Here is a 22,624-nt window from a genome sequence, read left to right as displayed (position 1 = left end):
TTTCAATATGAACTCAGGAAAAGTTACCATCCACGATATATCCAAGGCGCTTGGAATAGATAGCTCCACCGTATCGCGTGCGTTAAATGATAGTCCCCGGGTTTCAAAAAAAACAAAGGCAAAGATATTAGCTAAAGCTACTGAATTAGGATACCAGCGTAATATTCTAGCTTCAAATTTAAGAACCAATAAAACCAATACCATAGGAGTTGTAGTACCTAGAATTTCTAGGAACTTCTTTTCAAACGTCATTGCAGGAATTGAGGAAACCGCTTATGAAGCAGGCTATAATGTGCTTATTTGTCAATCGCTCGAAAGTCTAGAGCGTGAGCAAAAAATAATGGCTACGTTGTTGTCCAATAGAGTGGATGGTGTCTTGATTTCTATTTCGATGCAAACCACTTCATTCGAACATTTAAAACCTTATAAAGATTACGGCTCTCCCATAGTTTTTTATGATAGACCCTGTAGTTTTGAAGATTGTACCAGCATAAGTATTAATGATTTTGAAGCTAGTTTTAAAGCTACCGAACATCTAATTCTTCAAGGCTGTAAAAACATTGTGCATTTTGGTGGGCCGCAAGACATAGAATTATATCAAAACAGGAAAAAAGGGTATAAAGCTGCATTGGAAAAATATGGATTAAAATATGAAGCCCCATTTTGTTTGATTTCAAAACTAACCGAAAAAGAGGGGACTTCAATGGCAAAAAAAGTTTTAAAACTGAAAGATGTTGATGGTATTTTTTCAGTTAATGATACAGCAGCTATTAGTGCCATTCAATATTTTAAGGCACATGGGGTAAGAATTCCCGAAGATATTGCGATAGTCGGATTTAACAACGACCCTATTTCTGCCGTTATAGAACCTTCACTTACCACTATAGATCAACCCGATTTTGAAATGGGTAAAAAGGCAGCAACCTTATTGATGCATCAAATAAAGAATAAAAAGAGTACCGGTAAATCTGTCGTCCTAACATCTAAGTTGGTTGTTAGGGATTCTTCTAAATATAAAATAAATACTGAAGTATGAAAAGTAGGTGACATGTCATTACTTATATAATATTGGTTTTACTTGAGATTGCCATTCAGTATTTATTCAGTATTTCAAAGTGATTTTATAGACAATTTAATTTATTCATAGTATTTAAACCCTCCATTTTTGTAAATTGCATATTCGTTTTAACTAATTTAAACCCTCATGGTAACCTTAAAACAACTTGCAAAAGAGTTAAATGTTTCTATTTCTACGGTTTCTAAAGCACTTAATAATAGTGAGGAAATAGGTGAGGATACTGTAAAGCGTGTTAAAGAATTGGCGGCATTATATAACTACAAGCCAAATAAAGTAGCGTTAAGTTTAAAACAGAACAAAACCAAAACTATTGGGGTAATTATCCCAGATATATTAAATCATTTTCTATCAAAAGTTTTGTTTGGTATAGAACGGGAAGCAAATTTACATGGCTATAACATTATAACGTGTATCTCGAACGAGTCTTTACAAAAAGAAAAAGATAGCTTAGAATTATTGGCTAATGGTAGTGTTGATGGTTTTATTATGAGTTTAGCTAAAGAGACTCAAATGAAAAACGAAATTCAGCATTTTAAAGATACTATAGCCCAGGGATTACCGATAGTGATGTTTGATAGAGTGGCCCATGATGTTTTATGTGATAAGGTAATCGTTGATGATTTTGAAGCCACATATAATGCTACGAAAAGTTTATTGGCAGAAGGCAGAAAAAACATAATTTTTATAAGCAACATAGATGATATTAGCGTTGGTAAATTGAGAGAGAGAGGCTATAACAAAGCTATTTTGGAATCACAAACATTAGAACCAATAGTTCTGAAAATTAAAAAAGGCGAGGATACCCAACAAAAAATAAAAAAGCTTTTCAAAAAGAATAAGGGAGTTGATGGGGTAATCGCTGCCGATAGTGCGTCCGGTGTTATTGCAGTAAATACAGCAGTAAACTTTAAACTAAAGGTCCCAAAAGATATATCGGTTGTTGGTTTTTCAAGTAAGGCTGTTTCTAACCATTCTATTCCAAAACTGACAACCATAAGACAGCATGCTAAAAAAATTGGGGCAAAGGCAGCCCAACTTCTCATAAAAAGATTAGAGATGAAAACGGGCGAGGTCATAGATTATTCTACGAAAATTGTAAGAACCAGCTTTGAGAAACGTAAATCTACCCTCTGATATTATTTAAAAATGTATTTCAATGGGAGATTTAAAAATGGCTTTAAATCGGTTTAGTAGGTCTATATTATCGATGAAAAGCATTTTTCATTGCATTTAGTCGATTAAAACAACATTTCATCGATTTTATTGTTGAATGATAATTCTTTAATACTACTTTAGCACCAGTTATAAGGCACACATATTTTCCCTCAGCCAACATAACTTAATTAATCCTTTTTTTGGCCCAAAGGTCTAATTCCCTCTAAAGTATAATAGTATCGTTTGCTTTAAAATGCATTCGATTTTAAATTAATTATTCCATTTTCCCTTGTTTAAGATTTAGATGTCTAAATCCTAAACTATTGTACATGTTTTTGAATTAAAAATGAAAAATAATTAACCTTAAAATTGAATATTTATGAAAGCCCTAAAAATTACATTAATTATGGCATTATTGTTTGCATCTTTCACCTCTTGTGTTAAACAAGATTTAAATGAAGATGATTTATTAGAAGATAATAATGAAGAAGATACGGAGATGCCTTTTACGGGAGGTGGAGTTGATAATTAGTAAAAACAGAATTACTTATTTAATAAAGAAAACTCATTGCAAAGCGCAATGAGTTTTTTATTGATAAATAAAAAAATATAGATACATTTGAAGGAATATCAAAAAGTATTAATTTTTGAAATATTTAATTTCCTTAGTAGTAGCTTTATTTTTTTCTCTGTCTTCTTTTGCGCAAGAGAAAACCAATTTTCGTCAAATAGATTCACTTAAAAAAAGGATTTTAAGAAATGAGGTTAGAGATTCTTTGTCGATAGCTAAGATTAATTATAAAATTGGAGAACTTTATAGGTATAGTTTTTTAGGAGATAGTGCTTACCATCATTACTTTAAAGCTGAAAAAGTTTTTAAAAAATTAAATAATGACTTTTTTACTGCTAAAACCCTCTATGGAATAGCTGTAGTACAAAAAAATGAAAAGGATTTTACCGCTAGTGAAGTAACCTCATTTGAGGCTCTAACATTATTAAATTACCTGACTCAGACTAACGATGTTAAAAAATACAAATCCTATGTTTATAATAACTTAGGACTACTTTTTGGTGAATTGGAACAATTTGAAGAGTCTATTTCTTATCACAAAAAGTCGATCGAATTAAAAAAAGAATATGATTATATTAATTCATACAATATTAATCTTTCTAAAAACAATTTAGCACTTTCCTATAAAAAATCTGGTAATTACGAATTGGCTATAAAATATTATAGTGAAATTTTATCTGACACTAATTTAATTAATAAGACCCCAAACTTTTATGCTTTGGTTCTTGATAATTTCGCTCATACCAAATATTTGTCTAAAAATTATAAGGAACTCCCAAATTTATATTTCAGAGCCTTGAAAGTTGCCGATAGTGTCAATCCAAACGGAGGCTATAACTCAATAATTATTAATCAACATCTTGCTAAGTATTTCTATGATCGTAATATGGTGGATTCTGCTAAACATTATGCTTACAACGCTAAACGCATAGCCGAAAAATATTCCAAAGACGAACTATTAACTTCAATGTTTTTATTATCTGAAATTGAAGAAGGCGAAAGAGCAACGCAACATTTAAAAGCTTACGTTAAACTTAGTGATAGTCTGCAAAAGGCCGAGCGATCTACCAGAAATAAATTTGCAAGAATCCGATTTGAAACCCAGCAAATTGAACAAGCAAATGTACGTATTACAAGAGAGCGTTTATGGCTCATTATCATATCCGTAATATTATTGGTGTCGGCATTACTTATATATGTCATTATTTCGCAACGCGCCAAAAACAAGCAGTTAGTGTTTGCCAAACAACAACAGGAAGCTAATGAAGAGATTTATAACCTCATGCTTGGGGAGCACGAGAGAATTGAGGAAGTAAGAGCATTGGAGAAAAAGCGTATTTCCCAAGAGTTACATGATGGTGTTCTAGGACGATTATTTGGTACACGCTTAAGTTTGGATACTCTAAATATGAGCAATTCTAAAGAAGCCATAGAAACAAGAGGTCAATATATCATAGAATTGAAAGCCATTGAGGATGATATTCGCGAAGTGTCTCATAAATTAAATACCGATTTTATATCGGGTTCTGGGTTTATCGATATTATTAAAACATTGGTTGAAACCCAAACTACTGTTTATAAATTGGAATATGATTTTATTGATGACGATGCTATAAATTGGGATGCTGTGTCTAACAAATACAAAATCCATATCTATAGAATGTTACAAGAAGCGTTACACAATATTTATAAACACGCCAATGCATCTCACATAGATATTAGTTTTAAACTGAAAAATGATGTAATTTGCCTAATAATAAAAGATGACGGTTCTGGATTTGAGGTGAATAAAGCCAAGTCGGGTATAGGATTAAAAAATATGAATTCTAGAATTGATGCCGTAGGTGGAACACTTCATATTGATTCTGAAATAGATAAGGGAACAACGGTTACCATAGAAGTGCCAACTAATTATAAAGAATATGACGATAGAAAAAATAAAAATATTGATGATAGATGACCACCCGATGATTATAGAAGGGTATCAAAACACATTAATGTTTACTAAAAAGGAACACCAAGAGTTAACAATAGATATAGCCAATAATTGTGACGAGGCAGTAGCGTATATGGACAAATCTGTGGATAAAGAAACGCCGTATGACCTTTTATTTGTTGATATTAGTTTACCGCCATCCACCGATGGTAGTATGAGTTCTGGGGAAGATTTGGCAGAATATGCGCGCAAAGTCTTACCAAATGCCAAAATTGTAATACTTACCATGTTCAATGAATCGTTCAGAATTCATAATATCATGAAAAATATCGACCCAGAAGGTTTTTTGATAAAAAGTGATTTAACCTCAAGTGAATTAGCAAGTGCATTCCAGGCGGTACTTAACAATCCACCATTTTATAGCGGAACGGTTAACAGTTTTATAAGAAAATCCATTACTAGTGATATTGTTATTGATGATAGAAATAGAAAGATTTTACATTTATTGTCCCAAGGTGTTAAAACAAAAAGTTTAGCCACCCATTTAGACATTTCTTTAAGTGCTGTAGAAAAGCGAAAAAAACAGCTTAAAGAGATTTTTTCAATTGATGATGGAAAAGATGAAACTCTGTTAAATCAGGCCCGAAATAAAGGATTTATATAGTTTTTACAATGCGTGCATTGTAAATTTTAAAAAAAAATCAAAAAAATGTGCTTTTTTTTATTCTTTAAAAAGCTCTCTTTCAGTACGTTCTACATAGAAACCGTAAATGTGTTACGGTTTTTCCACAGCTTCAAAGAAAAACTTATAGTTATCTTTGTTACATCAACATATCAGATTAATTAATCCCTCGATTTTTTTGTTGATAATAGCAATTTACAAAAGCCCTGTGGATGTGAGAGACCCACAGGGCTCTTCTATTTTATAAATTGAATAACAGATCTCCATATTCTATAAGTTTACCAATGTAAAGGCCAAAGAATATTACTGCCACTATAAACTTTAAAAAGGTAGAAGTTAAGAAACCAATAAAAGAACCAAAAGCAGCTTTTACAGCAGTTTTAGAATCATTTTTATTGATTAATTCCCCAATAAGCGCTCCAAAGAAGGGCCCTATAATAATACCTCCAGGAATAGGCGCAACTAATCCGATAATTAATCCAACAGTTGTACCAATCATACCGTATTTAGAACCTCCAAACCGTTTTGTGCCAATGGCGGGAATAATGTAATCCACCATCCAAATAAATGCCGCTATTATAAAAGTGATAATCAAGAAGGATTTATTCATTGGTATGGCATCTGTAAAATGTATGATGAGTAAACCAATCCAACTCGTAATTGGTCCAGGTAAAACGGGTAAAAAGCTGCCTAAAATCCCAAGTAGCATAAATAACAATGCTATAATTATTAAAATAATGTCCATAAAATGTGTAATGTTTCTATTGTTTAGACGAATTAATAATGGGATTGTTACATTTTTAAACTAAAAACTTAGTTTGAACTAATTTTTTAGTTATATTAGCAAAGTGAAATATTTCACTTTGCTATGCTGAACTTGTTTCAGTATCTCAAAAAAATAGAAATAGTATCAAAAGATACTGAAATAAATTCAGCATAAATGAAGCAACTTACAAAAGCAGAGGAGGACATCATGCAAATTCTTTGGCAACTTAAAAAAGCCAATGTGAAAGCTATTATAGAAGAATTTCCAGAACCAAAACCAGCATACAATACGGTATCTACAATTGTTAGAATTCTGGAAAACAAAGGCTTTGTAGATTATGAAAAAGAAGGAAAAGGACATATTTATTTTCCATTAGTTGAAAAACAAGAGTATAGCAATCAATCGATAAATAAATTGGTAGATAATTATTTTCAAGGATCCTTTAAAAGTATGGTGTCATTTTTTGTAAAAAAGAATGATATGGATATTAAAGACCTAGAGTCTGTGCTAAAAGAAATTAACAAAAAAGAATCGTAGCCATGTTACATTATATCATTCAAACCGTTGCTTTTCAGTTTTTCTTTCTAATTATATATGATGTGTTTTTAAGAAAGGAAACGTTCTTTAACTGGAATCGCGCCTATTTGCTGGTAACAACTATTTTATCATTAGTAATTCCCTTTATTAAAATATCCAGTTTTAAAACCATCATTTCGCAAAATTACATGATAAATTTACCAGAGGTTTTTATAGGTAAACCTACTGAAACAGCTATAAGTCCTATAACCTTAGAGCCTACTTTAGTCGTGGAAAACTCTTTTTGGACTTGGGAGTCCATCATTTATTTAGGTATAGGAATCGCCACAATAGTTTTTATTTATAAATTGATAAAACTATTACAGCTTTTGTATAAAAACCCAAAGGAAAGAATAGACAATATATTTATAGTTAATTTAATGAAAAGCAATGTCGCATTTTCGTTTTTTAATTATGTGTTTTTAGGCGAACAACTTAAAAAAGAGCAAAGGGCAGCTGTTTTAAAACATGAAATGGTGCATGTAAAACAAAAACACACGTTAGATTTATTGTTCTTTGAATTGTTAAGAATTCTATTTTGGTTCAATCCGTTAATATATATCTATCAAAGTAAAATACTATCGCTTCATGAGTTTATTGCAGATGATCAAGCAGTAAAAACCCAAGATAAATCCCAATACTACCAAAGCTTATTATCTCAAGTTTTTGAGACTAAAAACATTTCATTCATCAATCCATTTTTTAAACAATCATTAATCAAAAAACGCATCGTTATGTTATCAAAATCAAAATCCAAACGGGTTAATTTATTAAAATATGTAATTATAGCTCCTGTTATTTTAGGGATGTTAATTTATGTTTCATGTGAAAAAGAAGCTCTTACAGATGAAATAGGACAGGAGAATTTAGAATTAAGCCAATACTCCTATAGTTTGAAAAAAGGAGAGAAAATGGTGGGAGATAAAAAAGAAATTCATACTAAATATGAAGATTTTCTTAAGAAAAATAAAGACTATGTGAGTTGGACCCAAATTGATAGATCAAATGATTTAGTGAGTTATAGTGTCCATCATATAACAGAGAAAGTTCCAGAAAATTTATCAAAAAGTGAAGTTAACTTTCCAGATGGTTCGTCATATACTATTTATATAAATTGGACGAATTCTGCAAAATCAGAAGTTAAAGAAACGGAAGAAAGCAAAAGGCAAAAAGAAAAAGAGCTTTTAAAACTAAAAGAAGAATATAAAAATGCTTTAGAAGTTCCTTTTTCAATTATAGATGAAGTACCGCTGTTTCCCGGTTGTGAAGGTTCAAACAAAGAACAAAAAAAATGCATGTCTATGAATGTTTCAAAACATGTTAACATAAATTTCAATACAAAATTAGCTAAAGAATTAGGCTTAAAAGGAAGACAACGAATTAACGTCATTTTTAAAATTGATAAGAACGGCGATGTGATAGATGTACGGTCAAGAGCGAAACATCCAGGATTAGAAGCTGAAGCCATACGTGTTATCAATACACTTCCAAAATTTAAACCAGGAATACATAATGGTAAAACAGTAAATGTGCCCTATTCTCTACCTATAATTTTTCAAGTAACTGAATAAATGATAAGAACTGTCCTAGTATGTTTAGTAATGTTAGTTAAAGCCGAAGCTCAAACTTCGGTTTTAACTATTGCAGATAGTTTGTATCTAAACGGCAACTATTCAAAAGCAATTGAGCATTACAAATCCTATGATAACCAGTCTGAAGTTTTTGATAAAATAGCCAAAGCCTACATAGCAATTGGTAATTATGATGCAGCACTTAAAAGCTATGAAGCAAGTATCAAAACGAATCCCAATAATTCATTAATAAAATACGAATACGGAAAGCTTTTATCTAAGACTAAAAATTATGAGAATGCTTCTCATATTTTTAAAAATTTAATTGAAGTTGATAATCTGAATCCTAATTATCATTATGAGCTAGGTTTAGTTTTAGAAAAGCTAAAAGATTCAATGGCACAAAATAAATTTTATAACGCTTTTAAGTTAGATAGCACACACCAAAAAGCAATTTATAGTTTAGCAAAAAACCATTTGATAAAAGGAGAAAACAAATTAGCTGACAAGTATATTGATATCGGGTTGTCATCCTACGAAAATAACAAGGAGCTAATAAGTTTAAAAGCCCAAAATTATTTTGTTAGAAATCTATTTGATGATGCCATTGTTTGGTTTGAAAAGCTTATTGGTTTAAACGAATCTTCACAATTTATTCACGAAAAGTTAAGTCTGTCATATACTAAAATTCTAGAATATGAAAAAGCTATATTTCATGCTGAAAAGGCATTGAAATTTGACCCAGAAAACGCAAAAAATCTTTACATTCTTGGTCAATTATACGAACGGATTCAGGATTTAGCCAAAGCAGAGGAATATATTTCAATGTCATTAAAGTTACAGGATTATCCGCTAGACGATGAATATATGAATTTAGGGATGATACTGAACAAGCAAGAAAAACATAAAGAAGCTATTGAAGCTTATAATAAAGCGGTAAAGGAAAACCCTAGTAGTGAGCGCGCCCATTTCTATGTGGTGTTTACAAAAGATCAATATTACAAAGACATTGAAACAAGAATAAAGCTTTATGAAGCCTTTAAAAAGAAATTCCCTAAAAGTGATTTTTTAAGAATGGTTGATTTTAGAATTAGCGCACTAAAAAAGGAAAAATTCATTAAACAAGATGAAAAGTAATATTGAAAACTAAAAAAATTGTATTTTTCGGTCTCAGTTTAACCCATGAAACGAATCTTTGTTTTTTTAGTATGTATAGGTCTCACGTCTTGTGAGTATTTCAACGTAAAGAAAACATCTTTTGAAACTATTTTAAGAGAAGAACTGCAAACGTTTAATTGGAAAGATGTTGATACCTATCCCAGTTTTTCTTTGTGTGATAGTTTAGAGTCTAAAGATGATAAAAAAGTCTGTTTTCAAAACACCTTAACATCACATATTACAGAATATCTTCAAAAGCAAGTCATTGTGGTAACCGAGGATATTAACGATACTTTAATGCTAGAATTTCAAGTATCCAATAAGGGCGATTTGTCTTTAATTGATACTAAAATAGATTCACTTACAAAACAGGAAATTCCAGAAATAGAAGCTTTTTTACTTCAAAGTTTAGATTCTGTTCCTAAAATATATCCGGCCATAAAACGCGGACAACAAGTGACGACTGCTTTTAAAATGCCTTTAATTATTAAAGTTGATTAAAATCGAATGGCGAGTTTTCGCATCAATCGTAATATTTCAGCATACAACCAAACAAGCGTTACCAATAATCCCCAAGTAGCGAGCCACTCTTTGTATTTGGGAGCTTTGTTTTTATGACGTTCTATATAATCAAAATCCAGAAGTAATGATAGTGATGCAAAAATGGCGGCAACCATATTAAAAATGATTGCTGGCCATGATGTACCCCAAATAAAAACTTTGATTCCAAAAAACCCTAAAATCCAAGACACAACATAAATCACAAAAATACTGGTAACCGCAGTAATAATTATACTTCTCAGTTTTTTGGTAACTACAATAACTCGGGTTTGGTACAAAATTAACATCACAAAAAATGTTATCATGGTTACACTAATAGCCTGATAAGGCAAATTAGGGAAATGAGCATGCGCATAAGCCGTCACACCTCCTAGGAAAAAACCTTTTGCAATAGCATAAAGTGGTACTAAAATAGGTGCCCAATGTTGCCTTACAGAAATGACGATACTGATAATAATTGCTGCCAACATGCCACCCATGGAATACCATTTTATGTCGGCACCTTCGCTATATAATTTCCAAATGCCCATTGAAATTATGATGATGATAGAAATGGAAGCCAAGGATTTTATAAAAATTCCTGTTACGGTCATGTTATCAGACGATTTATTATCATCGCTAAAAAAATAATCTGTAAAGGCAGGGTTTGATGTTTTGTCAAGTAACTTCATGTGAGTAAATCTAATAAAAATTATTTGGGCTCTAGTTTAAAATAAGATTTGAAGATATAAAGTTTCATTTCAGACTTTTTTTGAGTTTGGGTACATAATCTTACACCTCCCTTAATCCCTCCTTTTTAGGAGGGAAACTGTTACGTATAGTTTCCCCTCCGTGGAGGGGTCAGGGGTGGGTTAAAGCGAACTATTATTTTCTAAACACCCGCCCTTTCCAACGATACCCTTTAAATAGAGCGATGAAAGCAACATAAACACTAAAAAAAGGATAGACGCAAAAACTGGTCAAAAAACTTCTAAAAGCACGTCTTTGATTAAAAAAAGCTGAGGTTTTATAAAGCAACAGGAAATCAATATTCAATTTAATCACTAAAATATAAACCCAAATTTTAAAATTGAAAAGACCAACTATTGCGAGTAGTGGCGCTAAAATTAGCAGGAAATTCATAAGAAAAACAACGAGCCCCGTAATTTTACCAAACCAATTATTATAAGCACTAGTTTTTGCTGCCCAACGCACGCGTTGTTGAATTAACGCATTCCAAGAAGGTTGTGATGCCGTACGCACAATAGCGGTTTCACATTTTAAATAATGAACCGATTCCGGATAAATTTTTACAATTTTCTCCAAAAGAAAAATATCATCGCCACTAGAAATTTCTGTATTACCTTCAAAACCATGAACTGAATTAAAAGCAGTTTTTGTGTAGGCGAAATTTGCCCCATTGCACAAAAAAGGTCTTTTTAAACCAAACCCACCAATAGTTGCGCCTTGTAAACTGAAGATATCTAATATTTGAAACCTATTCAAAAAAGTGTTCTCATCGTGATAAGCAACAGGACCAGCAACACAAACCGTATCAGTTTTTTGAATAAATGCATCAAAACTATTTAGCCAAAATTCTGGCAACATACAGTCAGCATCAGTAGTTATTATCCATTCGTGTTTAGCTTTTTTTATGGCAGTAGTGATGGCGTCTTTTTTAGGTGAATTTGTATGTCTTTCATTTTGAATAACTAAAATATTAAGCTCGGAATTAATAAAATCTTTTATCTTTTCATTTATAATATTTAGAGATTCATCTTCAGAATTATCATCAACTAAAATAACTTCAAAAAGGGGTTTAGGATAATTTAGCTTATAAATAGAGTCTAATAAATGTGCTAAATTTTTAGCTTCATTTCTAAAAGGAATAACGATTGAAAACTTGGTCTTTGGAGCAACTTCATTTAATAGAAACTCCTTTGCTTTATCAAATCCCAAAGCAAAACTTGCAATCAAGATTAAATAAAATACGGTAATAATAATAGCAATCAAAACCATTTATTCGTTTTTCGGGAGTTTAAAATTGAGTACATAATAGCTTCCAAAGATACTCGGAAACACAAAGTTTAAGAGCCACATTATTGTAATAATAGTCAATATAATGAGTTCATTGATATTTAAATATGAAAATAAAAATACAGCAACACTTCCTTTTATAACTATATCAAAAATAAAAATAGAAGGTATAATTGAAGCCAAAAGATACATCGATGTAATGACCATCATCGCATTTATGTAACTAATGTCAATGCTGAATATTTGAAGTAAAACGAAGAATTGAAATGAGAATACAACATAGCGAAGTAAAGACAAAATAAACCCTAAATAGAGTTTGTTTTTTGGGTAGTTTGTCAAGAATTTTTTAAGTTTTTCAATTGAAAATCCTTTAATTTTGAATTTACTTTTTTTGATGCCAAAAGTAGCCATAGCAATGACGGCCAAAATTATAAGCAATAGTCTAGCGAGTTTATAATAATTAATATCAACATCATATTCATTGATAAAAAAATAAAATCCAATAACGCCTAAAATAACCGTAACACTCATTTGTAATAGGTTGCTCAATAGATTAACGCCTACAATCCGTTTTCGGTAATTTGAAGTAAAGTAAATAGCTTTTGCGCCATATTCCCCAATTCTATTTGGTGTAAATAATGAAGCTGAAAGCGCACCTAAACTTTGTTTTAAGGCATTTTTAAAAGTGATTTTTTTTATAGGAAACACTAGGTTTTGCCATTTTAAGATTTCTAGAAACCAGTTACAACTGGATAAAATCAACAAAAAAAGAACGTTTTTTGATGAAAAAACAGCCTTTTTTGATGTAATTTCGATAAAATGAGAAAAACTTAAATCAGCATTGCTGTTCAGTTTGTTGTAAATAAAATAAGCGGCACCAAATACAATACTTAATTTAATAAGTACAAAAAAGAATTGTTTAGTTTTGTATGGAAGCGAGTAATGCATTGTTTCTAAATGCAAAGTAACCATTAAAGTTTTTATGAACGCAAAAATAAACAGACTTAAAATCACAAGTTTGACGACTTGTTTTTTGATGGGGTGGTTTTCGGTAATGGCACAAGGCGATACAAGTACCTTTAAAGCTCAAATTGCTTTGGGAGTCAATAGTCCGTCAAATGATGGATTTGTTGAAGATTTTAAGGGGAAATCCGTTAATTTTCCAACGGTAAATTTAGGTTTTCAATACATGTTTAAACCTGTTTTGGGTGCTAAATTAGACTACGGATTTAATAGAATTTCTAACGATGAGAGTTCCCAAGACTTCAAATTAAATTATTCTCGAATAAATTTGCAATTGGTTTACGATGCTTCTAGAGTTATTGCGCTATCTAACAGAATAGGAGCGTTTTTACATGTAGGCCCTGGAATTTCAATGCTAAAACCATTGGGCAATTATGTACAAAATAAAGTGTCATTTTTAAATGCTATGGCCGGTTTGGAATTGCATTATGGCATTTCAGATGATTTAACGGTGTATTTGGACACATCATATATTCTAGGTTTTGGAAAAGATTTTAATCCGATTTCAAGTGGTTTTGGAGCATTTAACGGAAATTTATTAACGATAACTTTTGGCGCATCCCTATCGCTAAGTGGTTGTTATTATTGTAGAGATTAATGAGGGAAAGAATAATTTTAGGGATTGATCCAGGAACAACCATTATGGGTTTCGGACTTATAAAAGTCACGGGAAGAACCATGCAGTTTATGCAACTGAATGAATTGGATCTAAAAAAATACAGCGACCATTATTTAAAATTGAAGCTCATTTTTGAACGCACCATAGAATTGATTGATACCCATAATCCAGATGAAATTGCGATTGAAGCACCATTTTATGGTAAAAACGTGCAGAGCATGTTAAAACTGGGGCGTGCTCAAGGCGTTGCGATGGCAGCAGGTTTAAGCAGGGAAATACCAATTACGGAATATTTGCCTAAGAAAATAAAAATGGCAATTACGGGAAATGGGAGTGCCAGTAAAGAACAAGTTGCAAAAATGTTGCAGAGTTTATTAGATTTAAAAACCTTACCAAAAAATTTGGATGCGACTGATGGATTAGCAGCTGCGGTATGCCATTTTTATAATTCGGGGAGGATTGAAGTTGGTAAGAGTTATTCTGGTTGGGACGCGTTTGTGAAGCAGAATAGCCACAGGACGACAAGCCCGCAAAAAAGCCCCCTAACCCCCAAAGGGGGAATAAAAACTACTAAAAAATGAGTTTGAGTAAGAGTTCCTCCCCTTCGGGGAGGCTAGGAGGGGCTTCGCTATACATCCACATCCCATTCTGTAAACAAGCATGTCATTATTGCGATTTTCATTTTTCAACATCTTTAAAGAAGAAAGAGGAACTCATTCAATGTTTAGTGAAAGAGTTAGAATTGCGACAAGCAGAACTTGAAAATCAAACTGTAAAAACTGTTTATTTCGGAGGCGGAACACCATCTTTATTAACGCATAACGAATTGCAATTTTTGATTTCAGAGGTATATAAAAACTTTAAAGTTGTTGAAAATCCCGAAATAACACTTGAAGCCAACCCTGATGATTTAACATTTCAACGCATCAACGATTTAGCAAATTCACGGATTAATAGATTAAGTATAGGGATTCAATCCTTTTTTGAACGGGATTTAAAGTTGATGAACCGCGCACATAATCAAGCCGAAGCAAAACAATGCTTACAGGAAGCAACAAAACATTTTGATAATATTTCAATAGATTTAATTTACGGCATCCCAGGACTAAGTAATGAAGAATGGATAGAAAACATTGAAACAGCATTATCTTATAATGTGCCTCATATTTCATGTTACGCCTTAACTGTAGAACCTAAAACAGCCTTGGCATCATTTATAAAAAAGGGCAGTATTGAAAATGTAGATGATGATTTGGCACAAGAGCAATATAATATTCTTGTTGAAAAATTAGAAGCATCTGGATTTGTAAATTATGAACTGTCAAATTTTGGAAAACCTAACTATTTCAGCAAAAACAATTCAGCCTATTGGCAAGGGAAACCCTATTTAGGAATTGGGCCTTCGGCACATTCCTTTAATGGTGACCAGCGTAGTTGGAACGTGTCCAATAACACAAAATATATCAAATCAATTCGGCAAAACGAATTGCCATCAGAAACAGAGACTCTTTCCGTAACTGATAAATTTAATGAATATATCATGACAGGTTTACGCACCGTCTGGGGCGTTTCGCTCGAAAAAATAGCAAACGATTTTGGTGAAAACTATAAAAAATACCTTTTGGAACAATCAGAAATTTATATTCAAAAACATTTATTGTATATTGATGAAGAAAAATTATTAACCACAAAAAAAGGTAAATTTTTAAGTGACGGTATTGCCTCAAACCTTTTTAAAATTAATTTATAGTGATAGCAACAATTCAATACAATTCCAGAAAACTTCAAATAGATTTAGAGAGTCCCTTAGATATCTCCATCCCATTGCGGGCCTCAAAAAAAAATGTGAATGCATGGTATGTAGATGAACCGAAAATAGAACCCGTAACAGATGGAGAGTGGACTGCGAGCGTAAAAGATGGTGCCTGTATTAATTTTAATACCATAGAATTTAATCCACATGCGCATGGTACACATACAGAATGTGCGGGACATATCACGGAAGAGGCACACTCCATCAACCAAAATTTAAAGCAGTTTTTCTTTTTAGCTGAAGTGATTACCGTGGCTCCAGAAAAGCTTTTAGACGATAAGGTTATTTCTAAAAAACAGTTGCAATTTGCACTTGGCAATAAAAAAAGAGATGCGGTTGTATTGCGTACCATTCCTAACACAAATGATAAATTGTCAAGGCAATATTCTAATACCAACTGGACATATTTGTTAGAAGAAACCGTAGATTTTTTAGTTCAAAAAAGTATTAAACATATTTTGATTGATACGCCCAGTATAGATAGAGAAAAGGACGATTGTCAACTTTTAGCACATAATGCCTTTTGGAATACAAAAGGAAAATTGCGATTGGACGCGACAATTACAGAGCTTATTTATGTGCCGAGCAAAATTGAAGATGGCGAGTATTTCTTAAACCTACAAATAGCCCCATTTGAAAACAATGCAACACCAAGTAAACCTGTTTTATATAAAGTGATAGAATAATGAAAGTCTCCTTGAAATTGGAAGAATTATTGATGTTTCTCCTAGGTCTTTTTGGTTTCTATCAATTGGATTTTAGTTGGTGGTGGTTTGCAGTTTTGATCCTGTTGCCAGATATTGGAATGTTAGGGTATTTAATAAATGCAAAAGTTGGTGCCATAGCGTATAATGTTTTCCATCATAAGGCTATTGCTGTTTTGGTTTATTTTATAGGTGTTTTTGGCTAAAATAGTAGTATCCAATTAGTTGGGGTTATATTGTTTTCCCATGCGTCTTTAGATAGGATTTTTGGATATGGATTAAAGTATTTTAAAGGTTTTAAATACACTCATTTAGGACAAATAGGGAAATAATTTATGGAAACTTTTTTGGCAATAATAATAGGGGCTTTGGTTACTTTGGGCGGCGTTACTTTTGTAAAATCTATCCAAAAAAAGCAATTGGTAAATGCACAATCCACAATACTTCTAGATAAAATAAAAAAAGTTTGCAAGTTCATAACCGTTGAAGGCGATTTTGCAGAGATTTACCATTATGAAGATGTGAAACAACGTTTTTTAAAACTTATTTCCAGTAAAAAGAAAGCCCTTGTTGTCATTAACGCAAAGGCGCATGTGGGGTATGATTTATCCAAAATTCAATTGAGGGCAGATAACGATAAAAGGAAGATTCTTTTAGAGCATTTTCCCCAACCGGAAGTATTGTCCATAGAGACTAATTTAAATTACTATGACAAGTCCGATGGGTATTTCAATAAATTTGAAGCCACAGATTTAACAGGCTTACACAATGAAGCCAAAGCCCATATTCAAGCTAAAATTCCAGAAAGCGGATTGATAGAAATAGCACAAAAAGAAGCATTGGAAACTGTTTTGCTTATTGAAACCATAGTAGAAACCATTGGATGGAAATTGGACTATTCAGCATTAAAAATTGAGGAAAAAGGAACTAAGAAAATTCAAGAACAATAAAGGAAAGAGCCTGTACTGAACTAGATTAGATATGGGTTTCAATTCCTGAAGAATTGAAAGACAGAAAGTTTTTAATAATGAACATAGAACAAATAAGAACATACTGCCTGTCTAAAAAAGGCACAACAGAAGATTTTCCATTTGATGAAGACACTTTAGTCTTTAAAGTGCTAGGTAAAATGTTTGCATTGGCATCACTTAAATGGTGGGAAAGAGGAGAAGCGGCCATAAATTTAAAAGCAGACCCAGATTATTCCGAAGAACTTCGAGCCGAACATTCCAGTATCCGCCCCGGATATCACATGAGCAAAAAACATTGGAACACCTTATATCTCCATGAAGGCGAACTGCAACCAAAACTCATAAAAGAGTTGATAGACCATTCTTACGATATGGTTGTAAAAGGCATGACCAAGAAAATGAGAAAAACTTTATCTCAGTAAAATATTGATAATCAATCGTTTTTTGATTACATTTATAATCTCCCTAATTCCTAACACTTTTTTATAGCATAAGCCCTTAAATCTTAAAGTAGTATTTAATTTTAACCAATATATTAACTTTAATTTTTAAAAGATTATGAAAACAACTAAACAATTATTTGTAGCAATTCTCGCATTGCTATTAATCCCTGCCACAACTTTTTCACAAGATGAAGAGGCTCCAAAAGGACAGGAGTTCATGACCGTAACCACGAACCATTGGAATATGGATAAGGAAGATTTTAAAATGAGTGAGTGGAAAGCTGCCGCAAAAGAGTACTTCGAAAAAGTAACTATGAAGAATGAATTCATCATGGGAGCTTCAATGTATTATCACCACATGACGGGTGATAATACAGAATTTATATCAGTACAAAACTTCGCCTCTTGGGAAGATATAGGCAAGTTCGGAAAAAGAAATGCTGAACTAGAAAAAGAAGCATGGCCGGACGAAGCTAAGAGAAAGGCATTTTTGAAAAATCTAGACTCATATTTTGCCAACGAACATTCTGACGAGATTTACGCACCAATTCCGGGCGCTAAATTTATGACCGAAAAACCAACAAAGGATATGTTGTGCTACGTGAGAAAAAGTCATTTTGCTTTTCCTGAAGATGGCACTATGGAAGAATTTAAAAAATTAAGAATGGAAGGTAATGCGGCCATTATTCAAAAAAATGAACATATAAAAGCATACTATCCAAATGTGCACGCTTGGGGCTCTGACAAAACAGAATATTTAGAAGCGTTTTTTCTTGATTCCTTATCAGATTTAGATAAAATGTTCGATAGAAATGATGAATTATTGAAAGAAGGATTTCCAGATAATGAAGAAAATAAAGCTAAAATGAAAGCTTGGAGGAAATATTTCACAGGCGTTCACGGTGATTATTTATACACCTGGATTCACGATCTTTCAAAATAAAATAGTTGTAAATTCACGAAAAAGGATGCTATACGGTATCCTTTTTTTGTTTCTAAATTCTAAACTTGTTCAAGCTCTAATTTAAATGTATTATTGCAAAACAAACAGGAGTTTTTATGAGCGTATTACAAACATTACAAGATAGGAGCAACAACATGTGCGAGTTGTGCACAGCAACACAAGATTTAAAACAATACACCATTCCGCCATCGTTAAACGAAAATGTAGCCAACGATATTTTGGCGTGCAAAACCTGCTTAGACCAAATTAATGGTGATAAGGAGATGGATCCAAACCATTGGCGTTGCTTAAACGATAGCATGTGGAACGAACACATAGCAGTACAAATTATGGCTTGGAGACTATTACAAAGACTCCGTAACCAAGGTTGGCCAAAAGATTTATTGGACATGATGTATCTAGATGATGAAGCATTGGCCCTAGCCCGTGCCACAGGAGAACACAAAGACGAAAGCGAGAAAATTATTCACCGAGATATCAATGGTGTTATTCTGGAAAATGGCGACAATGTGGTGCTTGTAAAAGATCTAAAAGTAAAAGGCTCAAGTATGGTCGCCAAACAGGGTACGGCAGTACGCAACATACGCTTAGACCACGAAAACGATTCATATATAGAAGGTAAAGTAGGCGCCCAGCAAATAGTAATTATCACAGATTACGTAAAGAAAATTTAGTGTTTGGGAGTCTGTCTGAACCAGAAGGCAGGTTATACCGAAAAAAAGTCGGCTAGAAGAGAAATTTTTGTTGTTTAAGATGAAATTTATAGCGTACAATTTAAGTAAGGAGTCAATAGTGTTTGAGATGCTCAAACAAGTTCAGTATGTGACAACCAATAGAGTTTCAACCCGAACCCACCGGTTTGTTAGTCCGAATTTATTTCGGAATCTCAAAAGAACCGCTTAATTTTTAGTGAAATGTAAAATAAAAATCCATTTCTTAAAAGCTTCAAAGCAAAAAACTTCTAAAGCATCTTCAACGTATTCAACTCCTGCTCCGTTAGATGTTTCCAACTTCCACGCGGAATGTCTTTTTTAGTCAAGTGTCCAATAGCTACACAATCTAAACTTAAAATATCATACCTAAAATATTCAAAAATAGTGCGGATAATGGTGTTTCCTGTATTCTTTATTTTCAAACCGACTTCCCTTTTTGAAGCACCGTCTATGTAGCTAATTTCTTCTACTTCAATTAGTTTGCCTTCAACCTTAAAACCGCCTTGAATCTTTTTTAAATCTTCTAGTTTTAAGTTTTTATCTAATTCTATATGAAATAAACGCGGAACGCCGTGTTTAGAATTTGTGAATTTACCTGCTATAACATCATCGTTTGTAAACAATAATAAACCTTTAGAGTTTCTTCCTAAACGCCCAATTGGTTTTATACGAGACGATGTTGCATTGGCTACTAAATCCATAACCGTTCTGCCTTTTCCCTCACTTGTTGTGGTGGCGAATCCTTTTGGTTTATTAAGCAAAACATAAGCTTTTTGCTCTGGGTTAATACGAGCACCATCGTAACGCACCTCGTCTTCCAATTTCACTTTGTAGCCCATTTCGGTAATCACTTTACCGTTAACGGTTACCAAACCAATAGCAATATGTGCATCCGCTTCGCGACGCGAACAGATTCCAGAATTTGCTATATACTTATTTAACCTAATTTCATCAGGATTACCTGCTTTTTTGGGTGTTTGTTTTAGTGCTGGATTATTTTTTTTAATAGGTGCATTTCCTCGTGCATAACTTGTAGAACGTGTGTTTCCGCTACCACGTCCTGATGGTTTTCCTTTTCCCTTACTCCCTTGTTGTCTGTTCATGACTTAATATTTTGTGCAAAGATACCGCAACACCAATTCAAAACCTACTCTGGCATTAAATTTGTAAATTGTATAAACTTATAATTGTAACCCATACAGAATGAAATCTTTACTTATAATTTTAAGCCTCTTATTTTTTGTCTCATGTTCGTCTAACGACGACACTACTGAAAGCCCTCCTATTGGAACTGAAGTCGTTTTCGCTTCAAAATGGGAACAAGAAATTCCAGCTTTTTTACCCCAAGGAATGGTTTATGATAAAGCAAACAGACCTTATTTTTATCTTGCAGCAAAAGGTGGCGGATTGCTTATTTTTAGCGACCAAAAAGACGATAAACCAACTCAAGTTGCCAATGTACCTATTGGAGATTTAAAAGGTTTACATGCCATGCATATTTTTCAAAAAGGCAATTATCTGTATTTAGCTCTAGGCGATTTCTTTGATGGAAAAAATGGTGCGAAATCAGGTTTGGCAATAGTAAACATAAGCGACCCTAAAAACCCAGTTGTGGAAGATACTTGGGAAAGTGACGACTTTCTTGCTGGAAGTGCCATTGTTATAGTGGAAGGCAATTATGCATATTTGGGCGCTATGGAATATGGGTTCTTTATTTTTGATATTTCAGACCCGAAATCGATTATAGAAACATCGGATTATACGCCTAACAAAAACTATCCCGTTGAAAATCCCGATAGTGCACAAATTCCTAACGCTAGAGGAATGAGTGTTGTTGGCAACAAATTATATTTATGTTACGATGCTGGAGGCATTAGAATTATAGATATTAGCAATAAAGAACTGCCTAATGAAATTGGAAAATTTCATAACTTCGAATCAATAGAGAATACTCCTAAAGCTTATAACAACATTATTATTAATGGCAATTTAGCCTATTGTGCGGTGGACTATTGTGGTGTTGAAATTTGGGATATTTCAGATATCAATACTGCAAAACTTATTGGCTGGTGGAATCCATGGGAATGTCAATCTTTAAATAATTTATGGTGGAACAGTCCAGGGCATGCGAATCAAATGGTGTATGATGCCGAAAACGAATTGCTTTTTGTAAATACGGGCAGAAGCGATTTATCTGTTCTAGATGTCTCAAGCCCTACAGACCCTATTTTGAAAAACTCTTTTGGTGCTTTTGACGACCAGCAAGCCACTTGGGGCATGACCATGAAAGATAACGACATCTATTTACTTTATATCAAAGCCGCCGTTCCGTTATACAGTAACTGGTCTGGAATTAAAAAAATAATCTGGTCTTTCGAGTAGGTTTAAATCCTATTCAAAATAACGCTCACATCAATTAAAAGAATACTAAAAACCCCTGCTAGAATGATGAATTTTAGAATGTTATGTAGAATAAGATACTGTATTTTTGTTTTGGACTTCCAGAGCAATAACAGAAATACAGCCAGCAAAAAAATACTGAGATAGAAGAAAAAATACATATAGCCTATTTCAAAACGAAACAGCAATAAATAGGTTGGCACAAAAGTTAAAACTGCTAAAATAGTCAGCATTATTTTAGAGGTTTTTTCTCCGTAAGCAACGGGAATAGTTACATAACCCTGGGCAATATCGCCTTTAATATTCTCTAAATCCTTGGTCAGTTCTCGCATTGAAATCATAATGAACAAGAAAATAGCATGTACAAAAATTACCGTTTCAAAATTTTTATAGTACATGAAAATGGCAAAAAATGGGGTAATGGTGAGAATTGCGGAAGTTAAGTTTCCTACAAAAGGCATTTTTTTTAATTTATGCGAATAAAACCAAATCGCAAAAATGTAAATTGAAAAGAATATGACAGCTTTAAAGGACACATAACTTGCCATAATTACCGCCAAAAAATTGAGTGTGAAATAAAATGATAGTTTTGTATTTTGACTTACCAATCTATCCAGCCTTGATTTAATGGGGCGGTTTATTAAATCTTTTTCCGAATCGTAAAAACTATTAATAATATAGCCTCCGGCGATTGTTGCTGCTGATGCGAGTACGAGCATTAGCAAATTCACATCAAAAAGAACTTCTTTCAAAGGCTTATCATGAGCTAAAATATAAACAGCTGTGAGGTATTGAGCGATGACAACAATAAGTATATTGTAGCCTCTAACCACAGAAAACATGCTAAAAAATTTAAGTAGAATGTGTTTCTGTCTTCTAGATAACATCTGAAAAAGTTTGATGA

The 22,624-nt window shown here is 32.7% G+C and carries 24 protein-coding genes and 1 pseudogene; 19 read left to right on the top strand and 6 right to left on the bottom strand.

Going from position 1 to position 22,624, the window contains the following annotated elements; all coding sequences use genetic code 11:
- Positions 1–7 precede the first annotated feature (7 nt).
- The 5 genes from ABXQ82_RS08775 to ABXQ82_RS08755 all read left to right on the top strand — a co-directional run bounded on the left by ABXQ82_RS08775 (position 8) and on the right by ABXQ82_RS08755 (position 5,404).
- On the top strand, positions 8–1,036 hold the full coding sequence (locus ABXQ82_RS08775) for a LacI family DNA-binding transcriptional regulator (protein WP_367057931.1): 1,029 nt from the start codon (positions 8–10) through the stop codon (positions 1,034–1,036).
- A gap of 168 nt (positions 1,037–1,204) precedes the next feature.
- Positions 1,205–2,212, top strand: a complete 1,008-nt coding sequence (locus tag ABXQ82_RS08770; protein ID WP_367057928.1) for a LacI family DNA-binding transcriptional regulator — start codon at positions 1,205–1,207, stop codon at positions 2,210–2,212.
- Positions 2,213–2,612: 400 nt separating this feature from the next.
- Positions 2,613–2,765, top strand: a complete 153-nt coding sequence (locus ABXQ82_RS08765) for a hypothetical protein (RefSeq protein WP_367057925.1) — start codon at positions 2,613–2,615, stop codon at positions 2,763–2,765.
- A gap of 115 nt (positions 2,766–2,880) precedes the next feature.
- Positions 2,881–4,764 (top strand): sensor histidine kinase, encoded by a 1,884-nt coding sequence (locus ABXQ82_RS08760; RefSeq protein WP_367057922.1) that lies wholly within the window; start codon positions 2,881–2,883, stop codon positions 4,762–4,764.
- A complete protein-coding gene (locus ABXQ82_RS08755) occupies positions 4,727–5,404 on the top strand; it encodes a response regulator (RefSeq protein WP_367057920.1) in 678 nt (225 codons plus the stop codon). Before ABXQ82_RS08760 ends, ABXQ82_RS08755 begins: the two co-directional genes overlap by 38 nt.
- 259 nt (positions 5,405–5,663) lie before the next feature.
- Here the strand turns inward: ABXQ82_RS08755 and ABXQ82_RS08750 are convergent, their stop codons facing one another.
- The gene (locus ABXQ82_RS08750; RefSeq protein ID WP_367057917.1) at positions 5,664–6,167 is read right to left on the bottom strand and encodes a DUF456 domain-containing protein; all 504 of its coding nucleotides are present in this window, start codon (positions 6,165–6,167) and stop codon (positions 5,664–5,666) included.
- A gap of 195 nt (positions 6,168–6,362) precedes the next feature.
- Here ABXQ82_RS08750 and ABXQ82_RS08745 point away from each other — a divergent pair, with 195 nt between their 5' ends.
- Genes ABXQ82_RS08745 through ABXQ82_RS08730 form a run of 4 tightly spaced genes read left to right on the top strand, consistent with a single transcriptional unit; the run spans position 6,363 to position 9,994 of the window.
- Complete coding sequence (locus tag ABXQ82_RS08745; protein ID WP_367057914.1) at positions 6,363–6,725, top strand: BlaI/MecI/CopY family transcriptional regulator; 363 nt, start codon at positions 6,363–6,365, stop codon at positions 6,723–6,725.
- Positions 6,726–6,727: 2 nt separating this feature from the next.
- On the top strand, positions 6,728–8,335 hold the full coding sequence (locus tag ABXQ82_RS08740; RefSeq protein WP_367057911.1) for a M56 family metallopeptidase: 1,608 nt from the start codon (positions 6,728–6,730) through the stop codon (positions 8,333–8,335).
- Complete coding sequence (locus ABXQ82_RS08735; protein WP_367057908.1) at positions 8,336–9,472, top strand: tetratricopeptide repeat protein; 1,137 nt, start codon at positions 8,336–8,338, stop codon at positions 9,470–9,472. It begins immediately after the preceding gene.
- A 45-nt stretch (positions 9,473–9,517) separates the two neighbouring features.
- On the top strand, positions 9,518–9,994 hold the full coding sequence (locus tag ABXQ82_RS08730; RefSeq protein ID WP_367057905.1) for a hypothetical protein: 477 nt from the start codon (positions 9,518–9,520) through the stop codon (positions 9,992–9,994).
- Here ABXQ82_RS08730 and ABXQ82_RS08725 read toward each other — a convergent pair.
- The 3 genes from ABXQ82_RS08725 to ABXQ82_RS08715 all read right to left on the bottom strand — a co-directional run bounded on the left by ABXQ82_RS08725 (position 9,991) and on the right by ABXQ82_RS08715 (position 13,018).
- On the bottom strand, positions 9,991–10,725 hold the full coding sequence (locus ABXQ82_RS08725) for a Bax inhibitor-1/YccA family protein (RefSeq protein ID WP_367057902.1): 735 nt from the start codon (positions 10,723–10,725) through the stop codon (positions 9,991–9,993). The genes ABXQ82_RS08730 and ABXQ82_RS08725 overlap by 4 nt on opposite strands.
- Before the next feature lie 193 nt (positions 10,726–10,918).
- Positions 10,919–12,052, bottom strand: a complete 1,134-nt coding sequence (locus ABXQ82_RS08720) for a glycosyltransferase (protein ID WP_367057899.1) — start codon at positions 12,050–12,052, stop codon at positions 10,919–10,921.
- A complete protein-coding gene (locus ABXQ82_RS08715; protein ID WP_367057896.1) occupies positions 12,053–13,018 on the bottom strand; it encodes a lysylphosphatidylglycerol synthase domain-containing protein in 966 nt (321 codons plus the stop codon).
- Between the two features lie 34 nt (positions 13,019–13,052).
- Between ABXQ82_RS08715 and ABXQ82_RS08710 the strand changes: the two genes are divergently transcribed.
- The 9 genes and pseudogenes from ABXQ82_RS08710 (at position 13,053) to ABXQ82_RS08670 (ending at position 19,281) form a co-directional block, all read left to right on the top strand.
- Complete coding sequence (locus ABXQ82_RS08710) at positions 13,053–13,691, top strand: outer membrane beta-barrel protein (protein WP_367057893.1); 639 nt, start codon at positions 13,053–13,055, stop codon at positions 13,689–13,691.
- Entirely contained in the window at positions 13,691–14,293 is a 603-nt protein-coding gene (gene ruvC, locus ABXQ82_RS08705; protein ID WP_367057890.1) for a crossover junction endodeoxyribonuclease RuvC, read from the top strand. The genes ABXQ82_RS08710 and ruvC overlap by 1 nt, the downstream gene beginning before the upstream one ends.
- Complete coding sequence (gene hemW, locus ABXQ82_RS08700) at positions 14,290–15,462, top strand: radical SAM family heme chaperone HemW (protein ID WP_367057887.1); 1,173 nt, start codon at positions 14,290–14,292, stop codon at positions 15,460–15,462. Before ruvC ends, hemW begins: the two co-directional genes overlap by 4 nt.
- Positions 15,462–16,211: a cyclase family protein gene (locus tag ABXQ82_RS08695; protein WP_367057884.1), complete on the top strand. Its 750-nt coding sequence runs from the start codon at positions 15,462–15,464 to the stop codon at positions 16,209–16,211. Before hemW ends, ABXQ82_RS08695 begins: the two co-directional genes overlap by 1 nt.
- A pseudogene (locus ABXQ82_RS08690) lies at positions 16,211–16,561 on the top strand (DUF4260 domain-containing protein). The gene ABXQ82_RS08695 and the pseudogene ABXQ82_RS08690 overlap by 1 nt, the downstream one beginning before the upstream one ends.
- A 3-nt stretch (positions 16,562–16,564) precedes the next feature.
- On the top strand, positions 16,565–17,179 hold the full coding sequence (locus ABXQ82_RS08685; protein ID WP_367057881.1) for a DUF4230 domain-containing protein: 615 nt from the start codon (positions 16,565–16,567) through the stop codon (positions 17,177–17,179).
- Positions 17,180–17,256: 77 nt separating this feature from the next.
- Entirely contained in the window at positions 17,257–17,622 is a 366-nt protein-coding gene (locus tag ABXQ82_RS08680) for an MmcQ/YjbR family DNA-binding protein (protein WP_367057878.1), read from the top strand.
- A 136-nt stretch (positions 17,623–17,758) separates the two neighbouring features.
- Positions 17,759–18,586: a hypothetical protein gene (locus ABXQ82_RS08675; protein ID WP_367057875.1), complete on the top strand. Its 828-nt coding sequence runs from the start codon at positions 17,759–17,761 to the stop codon at positions 18,584–18,586.
- Positions 18,587–18,702: 116 nt separating this feature from the next.
- Complete coding sequence (locus ABXQ82_RS08670; RefSeq protein WP_367057872.1) at positions 18,703–19,281, top strand: PhnA domain-containing protein; 579 nt, start codon at positions 18,703–18,705, stop codon at positions 19,279–19,281.
- 287 nt (positions 19,282–19,568) lie between these two features.
- Here ABXQ82_RS08670 and ABXQ82_RS08665 read toward each other — a convergent pair whose 3' ends face one another.
- Positions 19,569–20,423: a pseudouridine synthase gene (locus tag ABXQ82_RS08665; RefSeq protein ID WP_367057869.1), complete on the bottom strand. Its 855-nt coding sequence runs from the start codon at positions 20,421–20,423 to the stop codon at positions 19,569–19,571.
- A gap of 100 nt (positions 20,424–20,523) precedes the next feature.
- Between ABXQ82_RS08665 and ABXQ82_RS08660 the strand changes: the two genes are divergently transcribed.
- Positions 20,524–21,702 carry a hypothetical protein gene (locus ABXQ82_RS08660; RefSeq protein ID WP_367057866.1) on the top strand — a complete coding sequence of 393 codons (1,179 nt, stop codon included), beginning with the start codon at positions 20,524–20,526 and terminating at the stop codon, positions 21,700–21,702.
- A gap of 2 nt (positions 21,703–21,704) precedes the next feature.
- Here ABXQ82_RS08660 and ABXQ82_RS08655 read toward each other — a convergent pair whose 3' ends face one another.
- Positions 21,705–22,607, bottom strand: a complete 903-nt coding sequence (locus tag ABXQ82_RS08655) for a geranylgeranylglycerol-phosphate geranylgeranyltransferase (protein ID WP_367057863.1) — start codon at positions 22,605–22,607, stop codon at positions 21,705–21,707.
- Between the last annotated feature and the right edge of the window lie 17 nt (positions 22,608–22,624).

The organism is Algibacter sp. 2305UL17-15 (assembly GCF_040720935.1).
In the GTDB taxonomy this organism is placed as follows: domain Bacteria; phylum Bacteroidota; class Bacteroidia; order Flavobacteriales; family Flavobacteriaceae; genus Jejuia.
Note: the sequence above shows the minus strand (reverse complement) of the source record. Positions and strands in the feature narration are given on the sequence as shown.

Bases quoted from the DNA above. Each gene is read 5' to 3' on its own strand.
- ABXQ82_RS08765 (WP_367057925.1), top strand. From the start codon at position 2,613: ATGAAAGCCCTAAAAATTACATTAATTATGGCATTATTGTTTGCATCT.
- ABXQ82_RS08665 (WP_367057869.1), bottom strand. From the start codon at position 20,423: ATGAACAGACAACAAGGGAGTAAGGGAAAAGGAAAACCATCAGGACGT.
- ABXQ82_RS08660 (WP_367057866.1), top strand. From the start codon at position 20,524: ATGAAATCTTTACTTATAATTTTAAGCCTCTTATTTTTTGTCTCATGT.
- ABXQ82_RS08730 (WP_367057905.1), top strand. From the start codon at position 9,518: ATGAAACGAATCTTTGTTTTTTTAGTATGTATAGGTCTCACGTCTTGT.
- ABXQ82_RS08745 (WP_367057914.1), top strand. From the start codon at position 6,363: ATGAAGCAACTTACAAAAGCAGAGGAGGACATCATGCAAATTCTTTGG.
- ABXQ82_RS08715 (WP_367057896.1), bottom strand. From the start codon at position 13,018: ATGCATTACTCGCTTCCATACAAAACTAAACAATTCTTTTTTGTACTT.
- hemW (WP_367057887.1), top strand. From the start codon at position 14,290: ATGAGTTTGAGTAAGAGTTCCTCCCCTTCGGGGAGGCTAGGAGGGGCT.
- ABXQ82_RS08720 (WP_367057899.1), bottom strand. From the start codon at position 12,052: ATGGTTTTGATTGCTATTATTATTACCGTATTTTATTTAATCTTGATT.
- ABXQ82_RS08750 (WP_367057917.1), bottom strand. From the start codon at position 6,167: ATGGACATTATTTTAATAATTATAGCATTGTTATTTATGCTACTTGGG.
- ABXQ82_RS08685 (WP_367057881.1), top strand. From the start codon at position 16,565: ATGGAAACTTTTTTGGCAATAATAATAGGGGCTTTGGTTACTTTGGGC.
- ABXQ82_RS08735 (WP_367057908.1), top strand. From the start codon at position 8,336: ATGATAAGAACTGTCCTAGTATGTTTAGTAATGTTAGTTAAAGCCGAA.
- ABXQ82_RS08775 (WP_367057931.1), top strand. From the start codon at position 8: ATGAACTCAGGAAAAGTTACCATCCACGATATATCCAAGGCGCTTGGA.
- ABXQ82_RS08680 (WP_367057878.1), top strand. From the start codon at position 17,257: ATGAACATAGAACAAATAAGAACATACTGCCTGTCTAAAAAAGGCACA.
- ABXQ82_RS08740 (WP_367057911.1), top strand. From the start codon at position 6,728: ATGTTACATTATATCATTCAAACCGTTGCTTTTCAGTTTTTCTTTCTA.
- ABXQ82_RS08670 (WP_367057872.1), top strand. From the start codon at position 18,703: ATGAGCGTATTACAAACATTACAAGATAGGAGCAACAACATGTGCGAG.
- ABXQ82_RS08725 (WP_367057902.1), bottom strand. From the start codon at position 10,725: ATGAAGTTACTTGACAAAACATCAAACCCTGCCTTTACAGATTATTTT.
- ruvC (WP_367057890.1), top strand. From the start codon at position 13,691: ATGAGGGAAAGAATAATTTTAGGGATTGATCCAGGAACAACCATTATG.
- ABXQ82_RS08675 (WP_367057875.1), top strand. From the start codon at position 17,759: ATGAAAACAACTAAACAATTATTTGTAGCAATTCTCGCATTGCTATTA.
- ABXQ82_RS08755 (WP_367057920.1), top strand. From the start codon at position 4,727: ATGACGATAGAAAAAATAAAAATATTGATGATAGATGACCACCCGATG.
- ABXQ82_RS08710 (WP_367057893.1), top strand. From the start codon at position 13,053: ATGAACGCAAAAATAAACAGACTTAAAATCACAAGTTTGACGACTTGT.
- ABXQ82_RS08655 (WP_367057863.1), bottom strand. From the start codon at position 22,607: ATGTTATCTAGAAGACAGAAACACATTCTACTTAAATTTTTTAGCATG.
- ABXQ82_RS08770 (WP_367057928.1), top strand. From the start codon at position 1,205: ATGGTAACCTTAAAACAACTTGCAAAAGAGTTAAATGTTTCTATTTCT.